This is a genomic window from Mesonia mobilis DSM 19841 (genome assembly GCF_000423405.1).
GTDB lineage: Bacteria > Bacteroidota > Bacteroidia > Flavobacteriales > Flavobacteriaceae > Mesonia > Mesonia mobilis.
On the sequence record NZ_AUHX01000004.1, the window covers coordinates 319,683 to 343,310 of the forward strand.

18 protein-coding genes and 1 pseudogene are annotated in these 23,628 nt (G+C 35.6%); 12 read left to right on the forward strand and 7 right to left on the reverse strand.

Going from position 1 to position 23,628, the window contains the following annotated elements; all coding sequences use genetic code 11:
• The first annotated feature begins 6 nt into the window (after window positions 1–6).
• The 3 genes and pseudogenes from G551_RS0104180 to G551_RS0104190 all read left to right on the forward strand — a co-directional run bounded on the left by G551_RS0104180 (window position 7) and on the right by G551_RS0104190 (window position 1,459).
• On the forward strand, window positions 7–384 hold the full coding sequence (locus G551_RS0104180) for a hypothetical protein (RefSeq protein WP_027884380.1): 378 nt from the start codon (window positions 7–9) through the stop codon (window positions 382–384).
• A gap of 134 nt (window positions 385–518) precedes the next feature.
• A pseudogene (locus G551_RS16165) lies at window positions 519–752 on the forward strand (response regulator); the annotation flags it as partial.
• A 65-nt stretch (window positions 753–817) separates the two neighbouring features.
• A complete protein-coding gene (locus tag G551_RS0104190) occupies window positions 818–1,459 on the forward strand; it encodes a MarC family protein (RefSeq protein ID WP_027884381.1) in 642 nt (213 codons plus the stop codon).
• A 1-nt stretch (window position 1,460) separates the two neighbouring features.
• Here the strand turns inward: G551_RS0104190 and G551_RS0104195 are convergent, their stop codons facing one another.
• The 3 genes from G551_RS0104195 to G551_RS0104205 all read right to left on the reverse strand — a co-directional run bounded on the left by G551_RS0104195 (window position 1,461) and on the right by G551_RS0104205 (window position 5,655).
• A complete protein-coding gene (locus G551_RS0104195; RefSeq protein WP_027884382.1) occupies window positions 1,461–2,732 on the reverse strand; it encodes an NAD(P)/FAD-dependent oxidoreductase in 1,272 nt (423 codons plus the stop codon).
• A gap of 306 nt (window positions 2,733–3,038) precedes the next feature.
• Window positions 3,039–3,470 (reverse strand): hypothetical protein, encoded by a 432-nt coding sequence (locus G551_RS0104200; RefSeq protein ID WP_027884383.1) that lies wholly within the window; start codon window positions 3,468–3,470, stop codon window positions 3,039–3,041.
• A gap of 61 nt (window positions 3,471–3,531) precedes the next feature.
• Entirely contained in the window at window positions 3,532–5,655 is a 2,124-nt protein-coding gene (locus tag G551_RS0104205; RefSeq protein WP_027884384.1) for a Tex family protein, read from the reverse strand.
• 176 nt (window positions 5,656–5,831) lie between these two features.
• Between G551_RS0104205 and G551_RS16170 the strand changes: the two genes are divergently transcribed.
• From G551_RS16170 to G551_RS0104250, 9 genes are all read left to right on the forward strand, one after another.
• Window positions 5,832–11,258 carry an HYR domain-containing protein gene (locus G551_RS16170; RefSeq protein WP_027884385.1) on the forward strand — a complete coding sequence of 1,809 codons (5,427 nt, stop codon included), beginning with the start codon at window positions 5,832–5,834 and terminating at the stop codon, window positions 11,256–11,258.
• Between the two features lie 129 nt (window positions 11,259–11,387).
• Window positions 11,388–12,749, forward strand: coding sequence for an acyl-CoA dehydrogenase family protein (locus G551_RS0104215; protein WP_027884386.1), 1,362 nt, complete (start codon window positions 11,388–11,390; stop codon window positions 12,747–12,749).
• 6 nt (window positions 12,750–12,755) lie between these two features.
• The gene (locus G551_RS0104220; RefSeq protein ID WP_051191255.1) at window positions 12,756–13,685 is read left to right on the forward strand and encodes a 2-hydroxyacid dehydrogenase; all 930 of its coding nucleotides are present in this window, start codon (window positions 12,756–12,758) and stop codon (window positions 13,683–13,685) included.
• A 21-nt stretch (window positions 13,686–13,706) separates the two neighbouring features.
• Window positions 13,707–15,467, forward strand: coding sequence for an SLC13 family permease (locus tag G551_RS0104225; protein WP_027884388.1), 1,761 nt, complete (start codon window positions 13,707–13,709; stop codon window positions 15,465–15,467).
• Window position 15,468: 1 nt separating this feature from the next.
• Window positions 15,469–15,807, forward strand: coding sequence for a DUF202 domain-containing protein (locus G551_RS15410; RefSeq protein WP_036243265.1), 339 nt, complete (start codon window positions 15,469–15,471; stop codon window positions 15,805–15,807).
• Window positions 15,808–16,134, forward strand: coding sequence for a DUF6122 family protein (locus G551_RS0104235; RefSeq protein WP_027884389.1), 327 nt, complete (start codon window positions 15,808–15,810; stop codon window positions 16,132–16,134).
• Between the two features lie 9 nt (window positions 16,135–16,143).
• Window positions 16,144–16,929 (forward strand): hypothetical protein, encoded by a 786-nt coding sequence (locus tag G551_RS0104240; protein WP_027884390.1) that lies wholly within the window; start codon window positions 16,144–16,146, stop codon window positions 16,927–16,929.
• A 5-nt stretch (window positions 16,930–16,934) separates the two neighbouring features.
• Window positions 16,935–17,549 carry a deoxynucleoside kinase gene (locus G551_RS0104245; protein WP_027884391.1) on the forward strand — a complete coding sequence of 205 codons (615 nt, stop codon included), beginning with the start codon at window positions 16,935–16,937 and terminating at the stop codon, window positions 17,547–17,549.
• Between the two features lie 13 nt (window positions 17,550–17,562).
• The gene (locus G551_RS0104250) at window positions 17,563–18,228 is read left to right on the forward strand and encodes a sterol desaturase family protein (RefSeq protein ID WP_027884392.1); all 666 of its coding nucleotides are present in this window, start codon (window positions 17,563–17,565) and stop codon (window positions 18,226–18,228) included.
• 1 nt (window position 18,229) lies between these two features.
• Here G551_RS0104250 and G551_RS0104255 read toward each other — a convergent pair whose 3' ends face one another.
• The 4 genes from G551_RS0104255 to G551_RS0104270 form a co-directional block, all read right to left on the reverse strand.
• Complete coding sequence (locus G551_RS0104255; protein WP_027884393.1) at window positions 18,230–19,267, reverse strand: App1 family protein; 1,038 nt, start codon at window positions 19,265–19,267, stop codon at window positions 18,230–18,232.
• A 166-nt stretch (window positions 19,268–19,433) separates the two neighbouring features.
• Window positions 19,434–19,943 (reverse strand): inorganic diphosphatase, encoded by a 510-nt coding sequence (locus G551_RS0104260; RefSeq protein ID WP_027884394.1) that lies wholly within the window; start codon window positions 19,941–19,943, stop codon window positions 19,434–19,436.
• A 78-nt stretch (window positions 19,944–20,021) separates the two neighbouring features.
• A complete protein-coding gene (locus G551_RS0104265; RefSeq protein WP_027884395.1) occupies window positions 20,022–22,517 on the reverse strand; it encodes a DUF5686 and carboxypeptidase-like regulatory domain-containing protein in 2,496 nt (831 codons plus the stop codon).
• 62 nt (window positions 22,518–22,579) lie between these two features.
• A complete protein-coding gene (locus tag G551_RS0104270; RefSeq protein ID WP_027884396.1) occupies window positions 22,580–23,563 on the reverse strand; it encodes a pyruvate dehydrogenase complex E1 component subunit beta in 984 nt (327 codons plus the stop codon).
• Window positions 23,564–23,628 lie beyond the last annotated feature (65 nt).

The window sequence follows — 23,628 nt, forward strand, 5'->3', positions numbered from 1 at the left end:
ATAAAATTGCAGGGTTTTAAACCCATTTCTGAGACCAATAAAAACCTTTTAGCTGCACTTAACGTAATTAATAGTCAGAAAGCACAAATTTCAAAAATTGTAGATCAACAAAAAGAGGTGATTGATGACAGAACAAAAGAGCTGAAAGAAAAAAATAAAGAGTTGGCTGAAATTTCTCAGCTAAACGCTCATACAGTTCGAGAGCCTTTATCAAGAATATTAGGACTTATCGAAATTTCAGATTATTACTCTGCAGAAGAATTAAAAACAGAAGTGCTAGATCATTTAAAAACTTCTTCTGAAGATCTAGACAAAGCGCTAAAAGACGTCATCGAACGCAGCGCTAAAGCCATTGAACTTTTCTCAAGCAAATCCCCACAGTAACTATCATGCAAGAAAAAAAGAAAATTTTTTTAGTTGACGATCAACGTATCGCCAATATGATCACAAAAAAAATGATCGAAACTAGCGGAGTAGAATGCGATATTTTAGCCTTCTAAGAACCTAAAAATGCACTAGAAGCTTTACAAGAATATTCTCCGGAATATATTTTTTTAGACCTAAACATGCCACTCATTAACGGTTGGCAATTTTTAGAAAATATAAAAGAACGTTTTACCAGTAAAGTAATTATTTTAACTTCTAGCGTTGATCCTGCAGATGTAGAGAAAGCCAAAGACTTCCCGCAGGTAATTAGTTATCAAACCAAGCCTCCTTCAAGGAAAATATTACAAGAATTAATTTTAGGGTAGTTAATATTTCATTCTAATTTTTTCCATTTCCGTATAATTCTATTTCTTTGCAAAAAATTTCAGCAATGAGCGATTTATTTGGCTTCGGATTATTGGTATTTACCTCGTTTTTCACGTTGATTAACCCTATTGGAACGATGCCGATCTTTATGACGATGACTTCTGAGCTAGACAAAGAGCATCGCAACGCAACAGCACGTAAAGCGACGATTGCTGCATTTATCACCATTGTTGCTTTTGCATTTTCTGGACAGGTTCTATTTAATTTCTTCGGAATTTCTGTTAACAGTTTTCGCTTGGTAGGTGGTGTGATTTTCTTTCAAATGGGTATGGATATGCTTCAAGCTCGTTTGGCCAGTGTAAAAGTAAAAGACAAGGCTGCCAAGAAAACTTACATTGAAGATATTTCGATCACTCCTTTAGCAATCCCCATGATTTCCGGTCCCGGTTCGATTACTAACGCCATTATTATGATGGAAGATGCACACACAGTCGAAGCGAAAGCGGTACTTATTGGCGCAATCTTTTTAGTGCTTTTTCTTACGTATTTAATCCTACTGAGTTCAACTAAAATCCTAAAAATCTTAGGGAATACCGGTAAGAACGTGCTTATGCGTTTAATGGGACTTATCGTAATGGTAATTGCGGTAGAATTTTTCTTTAGCGGATTAAAACCAATAATTCAGGAGATTTTAAAGATAGCCTAAACTATTCTCGATCGACATTGTGTTTTGGTCTAATGATCATTCGTAGATCTTCTTTTTTAGCTAAATAAGAAACGCTCCAATTAAAAAAAGTACGAATGCGATCGGTTCTTCCGATAAGGGAAAATAAATGAATAAATCCCCAGATCATTAAGGCGACAAATCCCTGAAAATGAATTTTATTGGGTAAATCTGCCACCGCATTACTCTTACCAATAACAGCCATCGCACCTTTATCCTTGTATTGAAAAGCTTTTGGAGTATTCCCCTTTTCAACAGCAATTAAATTCTTGGCTAAGTTTCTTCCTTGTTGTATAGCTACTTGCGCCAGACGCGGATGCCCTTCAGGAAAATTTTTATCAGAAAACATAATACTTCCGTCGCCAATAGCATAAATGTGATCGGCTTTTTGAAGTTTATGATATTCATTTACCCACAATCGATTTCCTGCTTCATACCAATCTTCCGGTAAACCTTCAAACACTCGGCCTTTCACGCCGGTTGCCCAAATAAGATTTCGACTTTTAATACTACTGCCATCATTCAGAAATACTTCGCGACCATTAAAATCTTTTACGCGTTTATTCAGCAACACATCTACATATGTGCTACTTAATTTTTTATAGACAAATTTTTGAGATTTCTCACTCATCGATTTCAGTAAATGATCACCACTATTCACCAAATAAATTTTTGCTTTCACCTCTTTTAACTCCGGATATTCTTCGAGAATCACCTGTTTTCGAAGCTCTGCAAACATCCCGGAAACCTCGACCCCAGTAGGTCCGCCACCGGCAATCACCATCGTTAACCATTCTTCTTTTTCGGCAGCTGTTTCAGCACGAGTAGCTTTTTCGATACGTTGCAACAAAACGTTACGCATATTGAGCGCATCGTTTAAAGAATTCATTGGAATACCGAATTTTCTAATATTTTCTATCCCAAAATAATTGGTTCGCGTTCCCGTACATAGGATGAGTTTGTCGTACTCGAGCTCGCCATTAGAGAGAATAATTTTTTGCTCTTCGGGTAAAATTTTCTTTAAGGTTCCTAACCAGAAATGCGCATTTTTTCGCCCGGAAATTAAACTCCTAAAAGGATAACTTATCGATGAAGGTTCTATAAATCCTGTCGCCACCTGATAGATAAGTGGCGTAAAGTAGTTGTAATTATTTTTATCGACCAGGGTGACTTCAAAAGCATCGTTTTTCATCAAACGTTTTAACACGTTTGTCCCGGCAAAACCACCACCAACAATCACTACTTTTTTCTTCATGAGCATTTTTCAATTTCTTAAATTTAATCGATTTGCTCACGACCGCCACAAAGAAGGCTCAATTTTAAATTACTTATAACATTTTGGGCGCAACCCTATCGGGTCGGGCTTTCGGCAGTCGCTTTTTTCAATTCCTGCTCAGGCAGAAATCTCAAAAGAGCTCCAACAATGCTTTAAATATATTCACGAACTCAATAAAAACTGAATAAGTGAGTAATCCCTTGCGCAAAGTAATTCAAGAGAATTAATAATCAACTCTAAGATCTATTTATTGAATCTAAAAAGAAGAGCTATTCCCTTAAATTATTAATGAAACGAACTCAAATAATGCTTAGCATCTCGAATATTTAATTCAAATTCACGAGCATCTCTTCCAAAACGGTCTTTATGAAATACAGGTTCTCCAAAAGCATCTAAAGCCACTAAGATTTGAAAAATGGTGTTCTTATTTTCGTATTTCAACTCATACTCAAGCCATTTTACAAAATTGTCGACCAGAAGAAGATGATTTCCTGTTTTAAGCAAGCTCCAATATGCACTAATTCTTTCATTTTCTATTTTGTATAATCTCGAATTAAGACCATCGACAATTATATGCTCTAATTCAGCAACATTTATATCTTTTAATTGAGATTCTGAAATGATTTTTTTCTCATATGCTGAATGAGAATAACCATTAGCCTTTTCAAAAATATAAGCTGATTCTTCTAATTGGTAAATCGTTAATTTCATCGCCATACAAAAATAAATTTCATTTTAAATCAATTAGAATTCAATTTTTAATCACAGATTCACAATTTTACTTATGCAACTGCAATTGAATTCGCTTTCGGGTAACATCAACTTCTAATACTTTTACGATTACTTGCTGATGCAAATGCACATAATCGTTTACATCACTTACAAATTCGTTAGCTAGATTAGAAACGTGTATGAGTCCGCTTTCTTTGATGCCTACATCTACAAAACATCCGAAGTTGGTAATATTATTCACGATTCCCGGTAATAGCTGACCTTCACGCAGATCGTCTATTGTTTTAATGTTTTGATTAAATGTGAATACTTTAGCCTTTTCTCGAATATCTAAACCCGGTTTTTTCAATTCAGCAACGATATCTTTTAGTGTTGGCAAACCTACTTCCGCAGAAATATACTTCTCTAAGTTTATTTTTTCTAATAATGATTTGTTTCCTATAGATTCCGCAACGGTTGTGCCGTCGTCTTTCGCCATTTTCTCTACTAAAGCATAACGTTCAGGATGCACCGATGAATCGTCTAACGGGTTTTTCGCATTTTTTATACGTAAAAATCCGGCACTCTGCACAAAGGCTTTTTCACCTAAACGTTTCACTTTTTTAATTTCATTTCGAGTGGCAAAAGCGCCATGTTGAGTTCGGTATTCCAAAATATTTTCAGCCAACTTCTCTCCTATTCCAGAAACATAGCTCAACAGCGATTTACTCGCCGTATTTATATTTACCCCAACTGCATTTACGCAAGATTCTACCACGCGATCGAGCGCTAATTTGAGCTGAGTTTGATCTACATCGTGCTGATATTGCCCTACTCCAATCGCTTTCGCATCGATTTTCACCAATTCTGCTAACGGGTCTTGCAATCGCCGACCAATAGAAACCGAACCTCTAACGGTTGCATCGTAATTAGGAAATTCTTCCCGCGCCACAGAAGATGCCGAATAAACCGAAGCTCCGGCTTCACTCACAACAAACACCTGAATTTCATTTTTAAACCGAATTTTTCTTACCAAAGCCTCGGTTTCTCTCGAGGCAGTACCATTACCAATGGCAATTGCATCAATTTTATAAGCCTCAGAAAGCGTACTAATTTTCTTGATGGCGGTTTTCTGATCTTTTTGTGGTGGATGCGGGAAAATAGTTTCGTTATGCAAAAGCCTACCGTTTTCATCTAAACAGACCAATTTACAACCGGTTCGAAAACCCGGATCGATGGCTAAAACACGCTTCTCGCCTAACGGAGCTCCTAATAATAATTGCATTAGATTCTTCGCAAAAACCTTGATCGCCGAGTTATCGGCACGTTCTTTTGCTTGCTGAATTGCCTCATTACTTAAAGAAGGCTTCAATAATCGTTTGTAGCTATCTGCGATAGCCAGTTCAATTTGTTCGGCACAAGCACCGGAAGATTTTATAAGTTTACGTTGTATATGCTGAAGAATACGATCTTCATCGCCTTCTAATTTCACCCGAATAACACCTTCTTTTTCTGCTCGCTGAATTGCTAAAAATCGATGGGATGGAATTCGCTTTAAAGATTCTGACCAATCAAAATAATCTTTGAATTTTTGAGCTTTTTCATCTTTAATTTTCGACTTTATACCCGAAGCAGTTATATTGATATAATTATTAAATTGATATCGAATATAGTCACGAATATCGGTTCGTTCAGCAATCCATTCTGCAATAATCAAACGCGCTCCCGCTAAAGCTTCAGTGGAATCTTTTACAACTTGACGTAAATATTTTTTAGCTACATTCTCTAAATCCTGAGCATTTTGTGCCATAATGATCTTCGCTAAAGGTTCTAAACCTTGCTCACGAGCCTGATCGGCTTTAGTTTTTCGCTTTTTCTTATAAGGCAAATACAGATCTTCCAACACAGTTAGCGTATCGGCGGCTTCTATCTTAGATTTTAATTCAGTCGTTAAGGCTTGTTGTTCTTCAATACTCGATAAAATGGATGCTTTACGCTTTTCAAGCTCTTCATAATAGTTTTTTGCTTTAAGAATTTCTTCTATTTGCACTTCATCGAGATTCCCGGTCATCTCCTTGCGATACCTCGCGATAAAAGGGATGGTGCAATCTTCATTTAAAAGTTGAAGTGTATTTTTTATCGAGGTCTCAAAAAGCTGCGTTTGCTGCTGAATATATTGCTGAATCGTCATAATCTGTATTTATACTTCTAAAACAAAATAAAGCTATTGTTATAAAACATCCAGAAGATGAGCTTAAATATTACTAAATCTTTTTTATTTAACTTTTTATTGCTTTGATATACAATATTGTATTACATTTACTAAACATTTGTTAATTTAATTTTTTCATTTAAAACTAACCAAGTATGAAGAAAAACTACTCTAAACGAAGTAGCAATGCCTATTACAAGAAAGTGTATTGGCTTGCTGCTATTTTCGTGCTATTTGCAAGCATTGCAAATGCTCAATTTACGGGAGCATATAACTTAAGCAATTGGACTTTAACTAACAATAATCCTAGTTCTGATGCTTCAGTAAATTTGAGTGGAGCACCAAATTCATTCATTTTTACTGGTAGTGACTCTGGAAGTGGAGGTTGTTGTGATTTATACGATGATTTCGAAATTACAGTAACCTCAACTACATCATTAAATTTTGACTACAATCATAGTAACCCGGATTTGGATGATTTTTATTATGTCATAAATGGTACAGCAACATTGGTAACCATTAATGGTAATGGTAGTCTATCGGTGCCGGTAACAGCAGGAGATACTTTTGCATTTAGGATTTATAATTATGATAATTGTTGCGGCGCAGGAGTTCTTACTATTTCTAATTTCAGTGCGGGTTCTTGTTCTATGACTGCCTCTATCACTTCGCAAACTAATATTTCTTGTAACGGAGGTTCAGATGGTTCATCTACAGTAGCAACGTCAGGAGGTGCAGCACCATATACTTATTTATGGAATGATAGTTCTGCACAAACTACAGCAACTGCAACAAATCTTACAGCAGGTACATACGAAGTAACGGTAACAGATTCTAATGGATGTACTGCTACGGCAAGTGCTACAATTACTCAACCTGCAGATTTAGAAGCCAATGGAGTTGCTACAAACGTAAGCTGTAATGGTGGCAGTAATGGATCTATAGATTTAACCGTTACTGGAGGAACTTCACCTTATAGTTATGCTTGGGATAATTTTGCAACTACAGAAGATCTTTCAGGATTAGCTGCAGGCACATACAATGTTACGGTTACAGACACAAATGGTTGTATTACTACAGAATCTGTAGATGTTTTTGAACCAATCAATTTAACTATAAGTGCAAATATTACAAACACCTCTTGTTCAGACAATAATGGATCTATAGATTTAACTGTAATCGGTGGTAACCCACCATATGCTTACGTTTGGAGTAATTCTGCCACAACTCAAGATCTATCTGGTCTTGAATCAGGAACCTATAACGTAACTGTTACTGATATAAAGGGATGTACTGAAACTTTTTCAACTTCAATTTTAACTGTTGATAATGAAGCCCCAATTGCGATATGTAATGATATCACAGTACAATTAGACAGTAACGATGAAGTTACCATTTTACCTGAAGACATAAACAATGGATCTTATGATCAAAGCATTTGGTTAAATTATGGAGACGCATCTACATATTACAGTGTTAATAGTGATGATCAAGGTTTTGGAAATGGTACCGGTGGTACTGTTGGTTTTGTAGTGTCTACAAAAGAACCTATTTATTTTACCCCAGCTAACAGTTTAGATGATAAAGTAAGAATTGGTGATGAACTGCATATCAATTACAAAGGCTCAAACCCTACATATTTAGATAGAACTATACAATGGAGAGGAATTGGAAATGCGGAAACGGATGTAACTTGGGAAAGTTCAAATTTCAGAAATATTTATTCAATAGAGCAATCTGGAAAAGTAAGCGGAGATTTACTAAATCCTTATTTACCATATACGATTAAGTCTACATTTTTAGTTAACGGGGTAGAGAAATACTTGTCGATCATTAATGGAGATGTAACATTTACTGATGACGACTCTCTTAAAACTTTCTACACGCTAGATGTAGCATCCGGTCAATTTAATGAATGTTCAGAACTAACATATTCAATAGACGTATCTACTTTCGACTGTTCTATGCTAGGCGATAATCAAGTAACATTAACCGTCACCGATACAAGCGGAAATAGCGATAGTTGCACTGCAACAGTTACAGTTTTAGAAGATACAAATCCTACAGCCAACTGTGTTGCTCCATTTACTGTTTATTTAGATGAAAACGGTAATGCGCAAATTTCTGAAAGCGATATTAATGATGGTTCCTCAGATAATTGTGGTGTAGATTCAGTGAGTATTGATGTTACAGAATTTGATTGTACGATGTTAGGCGATAACCAAGTTACACTGACAGTAACAGACGCTTCAGGAAATTCTTCTACTTGTACTACGACTGTAACTGTAGTTGACGAAATTATTCCTATCGTTCAGACCCAAGACATTACGGTATATTTAGATGAAAATGGATTAGCATCTATAGAATCGTGTGACCTTGATGATGGTTCATACGATAATTGTAGTAATGATTCTAATGATATTTATTTTACAGGAACTTTTGAAGGAGAAATCTGGAAAGCTAGTAAAGATGGCAGTACAACTCCTGAATTAATTTTCACAGATTCAGAAACTGCAGGACCAGTAGGTATAGAGGTCGACCTAACGTCTAATACAATATATTACGGAGGCGGTAATTTTCATAGTATTAAATATTTTGAAATAGGACAAACTACAAATTCAATTTTACCGGGCTCTACTTCGGGTAGTGAAAGACACGATTTTGAAATTCACGACGGTTATGTATATTATACTTCTGATGGAGATTTATATAAAGGAGGTATCAATTCTGGAACCGCTATTTCTATAGTTAGTACTGGAGATGTAATCGCAGGGATTACTTTAGACAAAACTAACAACACATTATACTATATAGCTCAAGATAATTCTTGGGGAATTGGTAAAGTTGATATTGACGGAAACAATGAAGATTATAATTATATTCCAACATCTGAAAATGCAAGAGGTGTTACTATAGATGAATCTACTCAAACCTTATATTGGAACTCTGGATCTGGAAATATATATTCATCTCCTGCAGACGCCTCTACCGCACCACAATTGTTATATGACATTTCTGCCTATGGATCTGGAAATGGGTATCACATAGACTTAGATGGTGACGATTTATACTGGACTAAGTTCAATGATCCTAATTTAGATGATGTAATCTTTAAAGCTCCTAAAAATGGCTCTGGACCAGTACAAGTTTTATATAGTGGAGACTTTGGAAGTATAAGAGGTATCGCGGCTGGAAGAAATATTACAGGAAATTCATTAAATTGTTCTGATTTTCAAATTAGTCAATCTTCTTTCGATTGTACAATGTTAGGCGAGAATGATGTGACATTAACTGTAACTGATCTAAGTGGTAATCAAAATACTGGATCTGCAACAGTAACTGTTGAAGATAACATTTCTCCAACTGCAAGTTGTCAAGATGTAACTGCATACTTAGACGAAAATGGCAATGTAACTTTAGATCCTGAAGATTTTAATGATAATTCATCAGACAATACAGATTGTTTTACATACACTATAGACCAGACAGATTTTGATTGTACGATGCTAGGCTCTAATCCAATTGTATTTACAGTCGAAGATGCTGCAGGTAATATTGACACTTGCTTAACAACTGTAACTATTATAGATAATGAAAATCCTACAGCCAACTGTGTTGCTCCATTTACAATTTCATTAGATTCTAATGGTAACGCACAAATTTCTGAGAGCGATGTTAATGATGGTTCTACAGACAATTGCGGTGTAGATTCAGTGAGCATTGATGTTACAGAATTTGATTGTACGATGCTAGGTGATAACCAAGTAACATTAACTGTTACAGATGCATCAGGTAATTCTTCTACTTGTACAACAACAGTAACTGTGGTTGACGAAACTAATCCTATTGCTAACTGTGTTGCTCCATTCACAATATCATTAGACGTTAATGGTAACGCACAAATTTCTGAGAGCGATGTTAATGATGGTTCTACAGACAATTGTGGTGTAGATTCTATAAGTATTGACGTTACAGATTTTGATTGTACGATGGTAGGTGAGAATGATGTGACTTTAACCGTTACAGACACATCAGGAAATTCTTCCACTTGTACCACAACTGTAACTGTAATTGATGATATTAACCCTATTGCCAACTGTGTTGCTCCATTTACAATTGCTTTAGATGGTAATGGTAATGCGCAAATTTCTGAAAGCGATATTAATGATGGTTCTTCAGATAATTGTGGTGTAGATTCAGTGAGTATTGATGTTACAGAACTTGATTGTACGATGCTAGGTGAAAACCAAATAATATTAACTGTTACAGACGCATCAGGTAATTCTTCAACTTGTACCACAACTGTAACTATAATTGATGATACTAATCCTATTGCTAACTGTGTTGCTCCATTTACAATTGCTTTAGACGCTAATGGTAACGCACAAATTTCTGAAAGCGATATTAATGATGGTTCTTCAGATAATTGTGGTGTAGATTCAGTGAGTATTGATGTTACAGATTTTGATTGTACGATGGTAGGTGATAATCAAGTAACATTAACCGTGACAGACGCATCAGGTAATTCTTCTACTTGTACAACTACCGTAACTGTTGAAGACAATGAATCTCCAATAGCAACGTGTCAAGATATTACTGTAATTCTAGATAATACTGGAAATGTAAGTATTACTGCTTCAGATATTGATAATGGTTCTACAGACAACTGTGCGATCGATTCTTATGAAATTGATGTTGACAGTTTCGATTGTACGATGGTTGGTATGAATATGGTTACCTTAACTATTACAGATACGAATGGAAATAGTTCTACTTGTACTTCAACCGTAACCGTTGAAGACAACGAACTCCCTTCGATCTCTTGTGAAGCTATTACAGTTTCTTTAGATGAAACCGGAAACATTTCGATCTTACCGGAAGATTTAGTAACCGATACTTTTGATAATTGCGGAATCGAAAATTTAAGTTTAGATATCGACACTTTTGATTGTGAAGATATTGGAAACCCTGTTGATGTTACCATTTTTGCTCAAGACGCTAGCGGAAATATGACATCTTGTACTACAACGGTTACAGTAATCGATGATCTTGATCCGGAATTTATGTGTTTAGAAGATCAAACCGTGATGGGTAATGATGATGAAAGTTTTTACGTAGTACCAGATTTTGTTGCTAATGGAGAAGTATCTGCTATAGATAATTGTGATGGAGAAATGATTACGATTTCTCAAAATCCACCGGCAGGATCATTATTAGAAGAAGGTGAATATGATTTTACTTTTGTAACTACAGATCAAAACGGAAATACCGCAGTTTGTATTTCTACCATTACCGTAGAAACTGGAGACCTTAGTGTAAAAACTCCTGAAATATCATTAAAATCAATAGACTTATACCCTAATCCGGCAGAAAATTTCATAATCATAGATAATCCACAACACCTTCAACTTAAAGAAATGGTGATTTATGATTTAAACGGAAGAAAAGTCTTAACCTTAGATTTAGAAAATTATACTGATAATACTCAGCTTAATATTTCTAAACTTGAAGCGGCTCAGTATTTCGCAATGATCAAGTCAACAAATAATGGTGTTGTTGTAAAAAGAATTCTTAGAAAATAACATTCTTTCACTTACAGTTTACAAAGCCTTCCTATCTAGGAAGGCTTTTTTATTCTTATTTCTTCGGAAATCTTTAACAATACACTGCCTATTTAATTTATATTTTAGAGTAATTAAAACTCTAGGATTATGGCCTTGTTCAGTAAAATAAAAAATACCATTGGTTTACTAAAAGATGTAGATTTAGATAAATTAGCAAAGCTTAATGAGAAGATCGATCTCAAACAAGCGATGAATACTTTAGGTAACCTCGACGATAGGCAAATAAAAGGCCTTATGAAAATGCTCAACCATCAAGGTAAAAAAGGGCAACATCAACTCCCTCCAATCGATGGTGATTTTTATAATCTCGATTTAAAACTGACTGAAGAACAACGTGAACTTCAACTTAAAGTGAGAAACTTTATGGAAGATGAAGTTCGACCTTTAGTTAATGATTATTGGAACAAAGCCAAATTTCCGTTTGAAATCATCGAGAAATTTGCCAAGCTGAATATTACCGGAGTTCCTTACGAAGGTTATGGCTGCCCAAATCTCCCTTTTTTAATGGAAGGGATCATCGCTCAAGAAATCGCTCGGGTAGATGTTTCAATTTCTACCTTTTTCGGAGTTCATAGTGGTTTAGCGATGGGGTCTATTTATCTCTGCGGAAGCGACGAACAAAAACAAGATTGGCTCCCAAAAATGCAAAAATTAGAGAAAATCGGAGCCTTTGGTTTAACTGAACCTAATGTAGGTTCTGCCGTTTCTCAAGGAATGGAAACTACTTGTAAATTTGATGGCGAGAATTGGATCCTTAACGGACAAAAAAAATGGATTGGTAACGCCACATTTGCCGATGTGATTGTGATCTGGGCAAAAGATGTAGACTCTCACCAAGTAAAGGGGTTCATCGTAAGAAAAGAAAATCCGGGCTTTGAAGCTGAAAAAATGGAAGATAAAATGGCGTTAAGAATCGTACAAAACGCTATCATTACTCTTACCGACTGTAAAGTGCCCGAAAGTGACCGTCTGCAAAACGCCAATTCGTTTAAAGACACGGCCAAAGTTTTAAAAATGACTCGCGCCGGTGTTGCTTGGCAAGCTGTTGGTTGTGCCCGCGGTGCTTATGAGAGTGCATTAAAATATACCAGAAAGCGAGAACAATTTGGCAAACCAATCGCTTCTTATCAATTGGTACAAAACCATTTGGTTGAAATGCTATCTAATTTAACCGCGATGCAAACGATGGTTTTTAGACTTTCTGAAATGCAAGATGAAGGTATTTTAACCGATGAACATGCTTCGCTGGCCAAAGTATATTGCAGTATGCGAACACGCGATATTGTAAGTAGAGCTCGAGAAGTTATGGGCGGTAACGGTATTTTATTGGAACACGACGTAGCTCGTTTTGTTGCCGATGCCGAAGCCATTTACAGCTACGAAGGCACCAAAGAAATTAACTCATTAATTGTAGGACGCGCCATTACAGGATATAGCGCATTTGTATAAAATTTTATGAATAAAATAGTATTGATCTGCCCAGAGAGAAACGATGTTTCTAAATGGGTAGAAAGTTTTAAGAAAGAAAATAACAACATAGAAGTAGAAATTTACCCGAACGATACCGATCGGGAGCAAACAGAATTTGTAGCGACGTGGAATCCGCCGGCCGATGCTTTTGAAAAGTTTCCGAATTTAAAAGTGATCGCTTCAATGGCGGCCGGTGTAAAACATATTACTTCAAAAAAAATACCGAATAATGTAAAAGTAACACGCGTTAAAGACGATTACCTCAACTATGATCTTAGCTATTTTGTGCTGAATGCTTTACTGAATTATTTACGAGATATGCCTTTGTATTTTCAGCATCAAGAAGAAAAAATATGGGATCGTCAAGCTTACCAACGTCCGGAAGATGTTACAGTTGGTATTTTAGGCTTCGGAAATATTGGTCAAGCTATCGGAAAATTATTGTTGAAAAATGATTTTAAAGTATTGGGTTGGTCTCGCTCAAAAAAAGATGTTGAAGGCATTGAAACCTTTAAAGAAGATGAATTAAATACATTTTTATCGAAGTCTAATGTTTTGGTTTGCATGCTTCCACACACTCCGGAAACGGAAGATATTCTGAATCAAGAATTATTTCAAGAGTTACCGAAAGGAACTTATTTAATTAATGTTGGTCGTGGCGCGCATTTGCAAGAAGAAGACTTTCTAGAAGCTTTGGCCAACGGGCAACTTTCCGGAGCGGCTTTAGATGTCTTTAAAACAGAACCTTTACCTAAAGAACATGTTTTTTGGAATCACGATAAAATTACCATTACGCCGCATACCGCAAGCATTACCAATCCGGCGACAATTGTGCCGAAGATGGTTGAAAACTTTCAGCGTATGCAAAACAACGAGCCGCTAAAAGACGAAGTAGATCTAGAAAAAGGTTATTGATGAGTTAATACTGAAAAATAAATGACGCTCTACCTCACATTTGCAATTATTGCAATAGGGATAATTCTTTTCATTAAAGATTATTTCACGATAGACACGACCTCGATCATCATCATGTCGCTGTTTATCGTTTCTGGCGTTTTAAATCCTGAAGAAGGTTTTGCCGGTTTTAATCATCCGGCAACGATTACGTTAGGTTGTATGTTTGTGATTAGTGCTGCCATTTTTAAATCGGGACTTATTGATGGTTTGTCGAGTAAGATCATTCGGGTAGCGAAGATCAATTACCTTTTTGCTTTGATCATATTTTGCTTATCGGCAGCGGTTTTTTCAGCATTTATCAACGATACGGCAGTAGTGGCATTATTGATCCCGATGGCGTTATTGGTTTGCCGAGAAACCAATATTCAGCCTTCGCGATTATTAATTCCTATTTCATTTTCTGCATTATTTGGTGGCACTTGTACACTTATTGGAACATCGACCAATATTTTAGTGAGTAGTTACGCTAAAAAAAGCGGACTAGAACCTTTAGGAATGTTCGAGTTTTCGCTTCCGGCTTTGTGTTTATTCACCATTGGGATGGCGTATTTATTAATCGCCTCTCCGCTACTTCTTCCGAAGCGAAAAAGCACAAAAAATTCATTAAAAAAACAAGCTGAAAAATATATTGCAGAAATTGAATTGTTAGAGAACAATCCTGATATCGATAAAAAAATTGGGAACTCTAGCCTTAACCAAGATTTCTCTGCGCAGGTTTTAATGCTGAAGCGTAAACATCATCGGGTTTACGAAATTAACGAAGAAACCATTTTACGAAAAGATGATGTGTTGAAGGTAATGATCAATCCGCAACATTTAGCCAAATTAAAACAGAATGCGACCTACAAATTAGACGGCGACGAACAGCTTATTCACGATGATGCCGATAAGAAAATTTATGAAGTCATGATTCCGTATGGTTCGTCTTTATCTGGCAAATCGTTGCAACAACTTAACTTCAGAAATATTTATTACGCTTCGGTTTTAGCGATTAGGCATCGTAAAGAAATGATCACGAGAGAAGTTTCTAAAATTATACTGCGTGAAGGCGATATGCTTTTGCTTTACACTTCCGATGAAAGTTTAAAGAAATTAGTTTCAAAAAAACTGGTGGTCACTTTATCGAAATACAAAGCGAAAAAATTCGATCTAAAAAAAGCGATCCCAACATTACTTATTTTGATCGGAGTGATTTTGGCAGCCGCCTTAAATATCACTTCCATTTTAATTAGTGCTTTGGTGGGAGCTTTACTCATTGTAACGACCACCATTTTAAAACCCAAAGAAGCTTACGAAGCCATCGAATGGAAAGTTATTTTTATGATGGCCGGTGTACTTTCGATGGGTGCGGCTTTAGAAAAAACCGGCGGTTCAGATTTAATATCTGAACTTATTTACGATTCTATGGGCAGTTTTGACCCGAGAATCACGCTAAGTTTAATATTTTTAGTTACCTTTTTATCTACCAATGTGTTGTCGAGTAAAGCTGCCGCTGCGTTAATGACGCCAATCGTAATTAGTTTGGCCGCAGCGATGCAAGTAAACAGTAAACCTTTTTTAATTGCGGTAATGTTTGCATGTTCGTTAACTTTTATGACGCCGGTAAGTTATCCTACCAACACGATGGTTTATGCGCCGGGTAATTATAAATTTAAAGATTATTTAAAGATAGGAACTCCGCTAAATTTTATAATTTGGGTGGCAGCATCATTTATAATTCCGTTATTTTTCCCGTTTTAAAATGAAGAAAGTAAAACTACATAACCCGTTTAAGCCCAAAGTAATCAACGAGAAAAAATTGCGCGAGCATTTGGCATTAGAGCGTACCAAACTCGCAAACGAACGTACACTTTTGGCGTATATTAGAGCCTCCTTATATTTATTGGTTGGTGGGATCGCGCTACTTAAAATTGAAGAATATCCAGAAGTTCACGGTCTTGGTTACGCATCGCTTTGCATTTGTGTGGTATTTATTATTGTGGGAGTTTGGCGTTATATTGCTTTAGAAAGAAAATTAAAAAATCTACTTTTGCCCGATGATCCTTCAGAAGAAACTGCTGAAGAGAAAATCGAGTCGTAAATGCTTCAAAATTTCATTCATTATTTTTTTCATTTCATCGTAATTGGGCTTATTGCTTATCTTTTCGACAAGAAGAATTGGAAAAAATATTGGCTTATTTTACTGGCAACCATGCTCGTCGATCTAGATCACGTATTTGCAGATCCTATTTTTCAGCCGCAACGTTGTAGCATTAATTTTCATCCGTTGCACTCTTACTTAGCGATAGCTTTGTATGTGTTTGGAGCTATTTTTATTCAGCATAAAATCATAAAAATAATTTGTATTGGCCTTTGTTTTCATATGTTTACCGACGCTATTGATTGTTTATGGAATAATTTTGGGTAACTTTAGCTTATGAAAATCACCTCACTTTTACTGTTTATTCTCATTTCTTTTCAGCTTCAAGCACAAGAAATCACGACTACTTTCGTCGAGAAAACTCCGTTTAACCTAGAGCGTTTTGTAGGTGTCGATAAGTTTAATAATTTCTATGGAATCACCAATAATACGTTTTACAAGTTAGAAGGCGCTAAAAAATATCAGTTCGCAGATTTACAGTTGGGTGAAATTTCTTCGGTAGATTTACTCAATCCGTTAAAAATTACCATTTTTTACAGGAATACCAATACTGCGGTAATTGTCGATAATCGTCTAAATGAGATAAGCAGAATTAATTTCACTACTATTCAGAATTTTAGGAATGTGAGTTTTGCCACCACCGGGAAGGATCGCAGCTTATGGATTTACAACATCGATCTGCAGCAATTAGAGCTATTTAATTACCATACACTAAAAGTAATTTCGCACACACAACCTATCAATAATGAAGTTACAGCACAACAAAGCAATTACAATTTTTGTTGGCTACAGCAAGAGCAAAAATTAGAATATTATAATAGCTACGGAAGTTATATGAACAGTTTTAAAGCTCCCGAAAATTTTGTGTTTTCTGAAAGTAATAACCTTCTCGTAGGAAAAAGCGAAGAAAAATGGTATATTTTAGAACGAAAACAAACTAGCTTAAAAGCGCTTGCAGTTTCTGAAAATGCCGTTAAAGATTTTTATTTGAATAACGAAAACCTTTATCTTTACACCGATAATTTTATTTGTAATTATCGACTTAATCTATCAAACGAATAACAAATATGCACGTTGCCATTGCCGGAAATATTGGTGCCGGAAAGACCACCTTAACTAAATTATTGGCTAAACATTACCATTGGGAACCTCAATACGAAGATGTTTTAGAAAACCCTTATTTAGAGGATTTTTATAACCAGATGGAACGTTGGTCGTTTAACCTTCAAATTTATTTTTTAAATAGCAGGTTTCGACAAGTTTTAGAAATTAGAGAAAGCGGTAAAAGCATTATTCAAGACAGAACGATTTACGAAGATGCTTATATTTTTGCGCCTAACTTACACGCAATGGGCTTGCTTACCAATCGAGATTTTGAAAATTATAAATCACTATTCGATTTGATGGAAAGCGTTACAAAAGGTCCAGATCTGCTAATTTACTTAAGAAGCAGCATCCCAAACTTAGTAGCGCAAATACAAAAAAGAGGTAGAGATTATGAAAACTCTATCTCTATAGATTACCTAAGTAGGCTTAACGAACGTTATGAAGCTTGGGCTCACGATTACAATAAAGGAAAATTGCTAATTATAGATGTAGACGATATTAATTTTGTAGATAATCCTGAAGATTTAGGCGGAATTATTAACAGAATTGATGGCGAATTACACGGATTATTTTAAATGAAAAAAGACTATGGAATCGACTAAACTTAAACGCCCAAAACACAAAGGTTCACCGCAACTTTTTAAAAACCCTATTTTAGAGAAATTAACGCATACGCATATTTCGATGCCGTTAATTATTTTCTCTGTAATTTCTGCAGCTTTAATTTATTACGGAATTATCGAAAAAGGTTTTGAAACTCCGCAAATGATCTTGTTATTCTTTGCCGGCTTGTTTTTCTTCACTTTTGTAGAATACATTATGCACCGCTATTTGTACCATATTCCGGCTACCTCTGAGCGTAAACAAAAAATTTCTTACACGATGCACGGTGTACACCACGATTACCCAAAAGATAAATCTAGGTTAGCGATGCCACCTGTACTTAGTCTAATAGTCGCTACGGTACTATTCATTATTTACCGAGTAGTTTTAGGTGATTATGTATTTGGTTTCTTAGCAGGATTTTTAATTGGTTATGCAGGTTATTTAGCAGTACACTATTCGGTACACGCTTTTAAAGTGCCTAATAACTTTTTAAAGATTTTATGGCATCACCACAGTATTCACCATTATCGTGAGCCAGACAGAGCATTTGGAGTTTCTTCACCTCTTTGGGATCACATTTTTAGAACTATGCCAAGAAAAAACCCGATTGGTAGAAGAGCTGCCACAGGAACAAGTATAGACGATTAGTCTAAATAATATACCCATTTTCCCGTGCGTGTTCTTCTGCTTCTTCTGAAGTATTTACCATAAGCACGGGAGTGGTTTCAAAATTATCTATAATTCCCTTTACGCGTTGCATTTGCTTTTTATGCTGAACGCTTCTCAAGTAAATACATAAAATTCGATTAGGAAATTGTGCCGCAATATCGGTATAAATTGAAGCGTCGTGCTCCCCACTATCTCCTATCAAGATAAATTTTAAGTGCGGATAACTTTCTAGAATATTAATAATTTGCCGCTGCTTATGCGGTTTTTCTGGCTTTAAAGTGCTATCAAAAGGTCCACGTAAGTTTCTTAGTAGAATTGGTCCTTTCGGGAATTGATTGTGGTCTAAAAATAGTTTTAAGTATTCATATAAATTCCACGGACTGTTACTTAAATAAAACATTGGATTTCGAGAGGTTTCTTGTAAACCGATTGCTAGTTTTTGATATAATTCTGCCGCGCCTTTTAACGGAATTCGCTTATAAGCGTTAGTAAATAACGAATTTTTAAGCAAGCGCCATTTTAAAAATGAAGTAACTCCCGTATGCAAAATCGTATCGTCAATATCACTAATTACTCCAAATTCTGCTTTTTCATCGGGTACTAATAATTCACCCTCAAAAGGATCTGCAATTAAATTGGTTTTCGGGTAAAGTTCGCCTTTATAGTATAATTCAAATTGCAACCAGCCTTCTTCATTACAATATTCAGCTAAATTTTCTTTGAGCTGTTTATCGAACACAAAATAACCTTCACCATTAGTCTGTGTGGAGAATTTTTGACCATTTGGTAAGCGTAATTCAATTTCTGCTTCAGGTATCTCGAAACTATCAAACTGCTTGTAAGTGTTCTTTACAGTTTTAAAAAAGTTTTGTTTTTGCTTAATTTTTAAAGGTGCGTTATCAAGTACACGACCACTAAGATATAAATGATGAGGAGTCGCATAACTGCGATAAGGGGTGATTAAAATTTGCTCGTAGTTTTTGTAGCGACCTAATAATTTTTTTATTCTTCGAATCATTTATTTGCTGTTGAAACTGAAAGATAATAGTTTTTACAGCGATTGCTTTCTACTTCACTATTCTTTAAGATTTTTGTACTGAAATAGCGATTGGTTTCAGTAAAAATTCAGCATAAAAAAAGCGACTTCCATAGAAATCGCTTTGTTTTATTTTGTGAAGTAAATATTACTTGATACTTACTTCTGCTAACGGTACATCACTACCATTAAATCTTTCGATACACTGCTCTACGATCTCTTTAGCTTCTTTAGCATCTCCCCAATCACCAACATCTACTTTCTTTTCTTCTAAATCTTTATACACGCGGAAAAAGTGCTCGATCTCTTTAATTAAGTGTGGATTTAAACCACTAAGATCATCAACTTTATTTCCGATAGGATCGCTTACAGGAACACAGATAATTTTTTCATCAGGACCTTTTTCATCGGCCATATGGAAAACTCCAATTGGTTTTACTTCAATTACACACCCAGGAAAAGTTGGCTCTGTAACTAACACTAAAACATCTAACGGATCACCATCTAATGCTAAAGTTTCTGGCACAAAACCGTAATCTGCAGGATACATCATAGATGAAAAGATCATTCTATCGTATCTTATTTTTTTAAGCTCAAAATCATATTCATATTTATTTCGGCTTCCTTTCGGGATTTCAATTAAAACATCAAACGTCATTGTATAAAAATATTATCTATTATTTCAAATTAAACAAGATGGCAAATTTAACAAATGTCCTGATTATTAACTACTTTTTTAGAAATAAAATCCGAAAGATCCCGTAATTCCGAACTTTCTAGCACCGGGATTTTCGAAATAATTTCCTCTAAAGTGAAAATCTAATCGAAATACTTTAAAAATATTACCAATTCCCACGCTATACGACCAATATGGTTTATTGCTCGGCGCCATTAACACAGGATTAGAGTAAGAAGCATTCAAGGCTTGATTTTCGTCGGATATGCTTCCTGTTACTGCACGTACTGCTACGATTTCTCGTAGATTTAAATCTCGAAGCAGCGGAATTCTTCCTAAAAACCGTCCGTTAAAATTATGTTCTAAATGAACGCTCGTATAAGTATCGGTCACAAATTCGTAAAAATCTAGTAAAGGATATGTTCCGTAAATAGAAAAAAGTGTTTGGTTACCGGGAACCACATTTAATAATCCTAAAGGCACTTCACCAAAAGTTTTACCAGCCTCTAACGTAGTGGTTAACTTCCCTACTCCGCCCAATTGCCACGGATGACGATAGTAAAACTGAACTTTTTCATATTCAAAATCACTGCTGAATACATCTTTTATTCCTACGGCATAATTCAAAAATAATCGCGGAAAATCGCCATCGTTAATTACCGTTCTTTCGACACCATAACCGGTAGTTTTTCTTCCGGGAGAATAAGTAAGCATCGTAGAAATTTCTGTCTGATCTATTTCTGAAGCAATTTCTGTTCGCTCTTCATTGGTATAATAATCTAAGCTGAATTGATCTGAAGCTGAACGTAACGTACGGTAAGAACCTCCAAAACGGACTTCAAAATTCTTTAACGGCTCAATCTCTAACGCAAACGTACTTAAATTGATATTGGTTAAACTCGTATTTGAACCTACAGTGATTAGAGAAGAAGAAGCTAAACTTCTGCCTAAAACATCGTTGGTATTGGTTAAACTTGCGCCTAACTGCTCGATGTCTCTTCGATTACCTCCGCTTAAAATTAATCGGGAACGTTGGTCGACTAAAATTTTACCCGATAAGCCGTATTTAAATTTATTGTCTTTAAAACCATAAGCCGTGTAACCTTCAATTCGCCAAGGATCATTTCTGCCAAAATAAGTTCTTCCGCCGGCACGAACACGAATTCCTTCCACATCGTTATAACCAAAGGTTGAAAAAATGGGTCCGTAATCAAAATTATCGAATTCGATATAACCCGAAGCTAAGATCGAGCCAATATTATAAAGACGCTGAAAGGCTTTTACCGTTTTAAGCGTATCGAGCATATCGTAAATTTGGCGTTCATCTTTATTAAGCGACTCCATTCTGTTTTGCTCCCAAAATGTGCTATCGCGGTTATAAACTTGCTCTATGTATTGCTCGCGATCGTTATTGTAAAATGCTTCACCACGATCTATATCAAAAGAATATTCGTCGTATAAGGTCGTTCTTTTCCCATAAACTCCACGCGCATCATCTTTTTTTCTGAAAGCAAAATCAGACATAAAATGATCTCTGGTAATCAAGAATATTGAATCATTTAATACTTCAAAATCTTGTTCGATATAAATATCTCTTACCCAGTTAATGTTAGCGCTTTTTGTGGCAGCCAGATTTATTTTTTTAATTGCCCAAGTAGTATCGTTTACCCAAAAATCTCCTTTAAAAGTAAGCTCATTTTTTCTTCTTGGGTAATACACAATTTTGTAACACCATTTATTATCGACATAACTACTATCTGCCAGAACATAGTTATACACATTGATTCCGGTAGTTGACAATGGGCTTACGAAGCTTTTATCGAAAAACTTCAGGTAATTGTCGTAAACATCATACTCTTTATAGAGATCTTTAATAAAGGCGATCAAGGTTTGGTTATCGCTAAAACCGGAGTTTTTATTCCCCAAAAGAACTTCTTTTTCTTTATTGGTTTCGTTATTCCCGTAAACACGGTAAACCGCTTCGTTTATAAAAATTGGCAAGTAAGTTTTACCGGTAACGCTATTGGTATCGGTTTGCTCGAAGACAAACTCCATTCCGTTGAAGATTCGACTATTTATTAATGAACTATCGATCGTATTTAAATCGAATTCTTGTTTTTCGTATTTTTTATATTGATACTGGTCAAATTTATAAATCCCGTTCTCGCGTTTATTCTCCCAGATCTTTCGAAGAATATCGATCGCAGGATTATTTTTTTTAGAAGTTTTTCCTTGATAGATCACAACCTCATCAAGTGCGCTAGCTTCTTCTTCTAAAATAATTTCAATATCATACGTAGCAGATTTGGTAAGCTCTAAAACCTGAGACTTAAACCCTACAAAAGAAATATTGATCGCTTTATATGTTTCTTCAGACTCTAAATAAAAGCTACCGTCGTCGTTAGTGATTGTTCCTACGGAAGAATTTGCAAAAATCACATTAGCAAAAGGTACAGGATTACCGCTTTCATCATTCACCACACCACTTACTTTGGTTTGTGAAAATGCAGAAAGTACGCTAAATAAGCTTAAGCAAAGTAGGTAAAAATATCTCATATAAAACAAAAAAACTTCACCTCCAGAGCAGGAGATGAAGTTGTAAATATAGGTGTATAATTTTACTTATACATTACTTTTTTTACAGCTTTAACTACATCTTCGCTGCTTGGTAACCATTCTTTTAATAAAACCGGAGAATATGGTGCCGGTGTATCTGCCGTATTAATTTTAATAATTGGCGCATCTAAATAATCGAAGGCTTCCTCTTGTACTTTATACGTGATCTCTGTTGAAATATTACCAAATGGCCAAGCTTCTTCTAAAATCACTAATCTGTTAGTTTTCTTTACAGATTCTAAGATCGCATCGTAATCTAAAGGACGTACCGTTCTTAAATCGATTACTTCTGCAGAAATATCTTCTTTCGCTAATTCGTCTGCCGCTTTATAAGCTTCTTTGATAATTTTACCAAAAGAAACGATCGTTACATCAGAACCTTCTCTTTTAATATCTGCTTTTCCGATTGGGATAACAACATCTTCGTCTGTTTCAGGCACTTCACCTTTATCACCATACATCTGCTCACTTTCCATAAAAATAACCGGATCATCATCACGAATGGCAGCTTTCAATAAACCTTTAGCGTCTGCCGGATTAGAAGGAACAATAACTTTTAAACCAGGACAGTTTGCATACCAACTTTCAAAAGCCTGAGAGTGTGTAGCTCCTAATTGACCTGCAGATGCAGTTGGACCTCTAAACACGATCGGACAGTTAAATTGCCCACCAGACATTTGTCTAATTTTAGCTGCATTGTTAATAATTTGATCGATACCAACCAAACTAAAGTTAAAGGTCATAAATTCGATAATTGGTCGAGCTCCCGTCATGGTAGATCCTACACCAATCCCGCTAAAACCAGCTTCAGCAATTGGAGTATCGATAACACGCTCAGGACCAAATTCGTCCAACATTCCTTTAGAAGCTTTATAAGCTCCATTATATTCAGCAACCTCTTCTCCCATCAAATACACCGCTTCGTCACGACGCATTTCTTCACTCATTGCTTCGGCTACTGCTTCTCTAAATTGAATTGTTCTCATTATTATTCGCCTAAAATTTTTTACAAACCACAAAAATAAGGATTACTGTTGCAAAACCTATAGAA

Coding starts and splice junctions, on each gene's coding strand:
- G551_RS0104190 (WP_027884381.1), top strand. CDS start 818: ATGAGCGATTTATTTGGCTTCGGATTATTGGTATTTACCTCGTTTTTC.
- G551_RS0104195 (WP_027884382.1), bottom strand. CDS start 2,732: ATGAAGAAAAAAGTAGTGATTGTTGGTGGTGGTTTTGCCGGGACAAAC.
- G551_RS0104200 (WP_027884383.1), bottom strand. CDS start 3,470: ATGGCGATGAAATTAACGATTTACCAATTAGAAGAATCAGCTTATATT.
- G551_RS0104205 (WP_027884384.1), bottom strand. CDS start 5,655: ATGACGATTCAGCAATATATTCAGCAGCAAACGCAGCTTTTTGAGACC.
- G551_RS16170 (WP_027884385.1), top strand. CDS start 5,832: ATGAAGAAAAACTACTCTAAACGAAGTAGCAATGCCTATTACAAGAAA.
- G551_RS0104215 (WP_027884386.1), top strand. CDS start 11,388: ATGGCCTTGTTCAGTAAAATAAAAAATACCATTGGTTTACTAAAAGAT.
- G551_RS0104220 (WP_051191255.1), top strand. CDS start 12,756: ATGAATAAAATAGTATTGATCTGCCCAGAGAGAAACGATGTTTCTAAA.
- G551_RS0104225 (WP_027884388.1), top strand. CDS start 13,707: ATGACGCTCTACCTCACATTTGCAATTATTGCAATAGGGATAATTCTT.
- G551_RS15410 (WP_036243265.1), top strand. CDS start 15,469: ATGAAGAAAGTAAAACTACATAACCCGTTTAAGCCCAAAGTAATCAAC.
- G551_RS0104235 (WP_027884389.1), top strand. CDS start 15,808: ATGCTTCAAAATTTCATTCATTATTTTTTTCATTTCATCGTAATTGGG.
- G551_RS0104240 (WP_027884390.1), top strand. CDS start 16,144: ATGAAAATCACCTCACTTTTACTGTTTATTCTCATTTCTTTTCAGCTT.
- G551_RS0104245 (WP_027884391.1), top strand. CDS start 16,935: ATGCACGTTGCCATTGCCGGAAATATTGGTGCCGGAAAGACCACCTTA.
- G551_RS0104250 (WP_027884392.1), top strand. CDS start 17,563: ATGGAATCGACTAAACTTAAACGCCCAAAACACAAAGGTTCACCGCAA.
- G551_RS0104255 (WP_027884393.1), bottom strand. CDS start 19,267: ATGATTCGAAGAATAAAAAAATTATTAGGTCGCTACAAAAACTACGAG.
- G551_RS0104260 (WP_027884394.1), bottom strand. CDS start 19,943: ATGACGTTTGATGTTTTAATTGAAATCCCGAAAGGAAGCCGAAATAAA.
- G551_RS0104265 (WP_027884395.1), bottom strand. CDS start 22,517: ATGAGATATTTTTACCTACTTTGCTTAAGCTTATTTAGCGTACTTTCT.
- G551_RS0104270 (WP_027884396.1), bottom strand. CDS start 23,563: ATGAGAACAATTCAATTTAGAGAAGCAGTAGCCGAAGCAATGAGTGAA.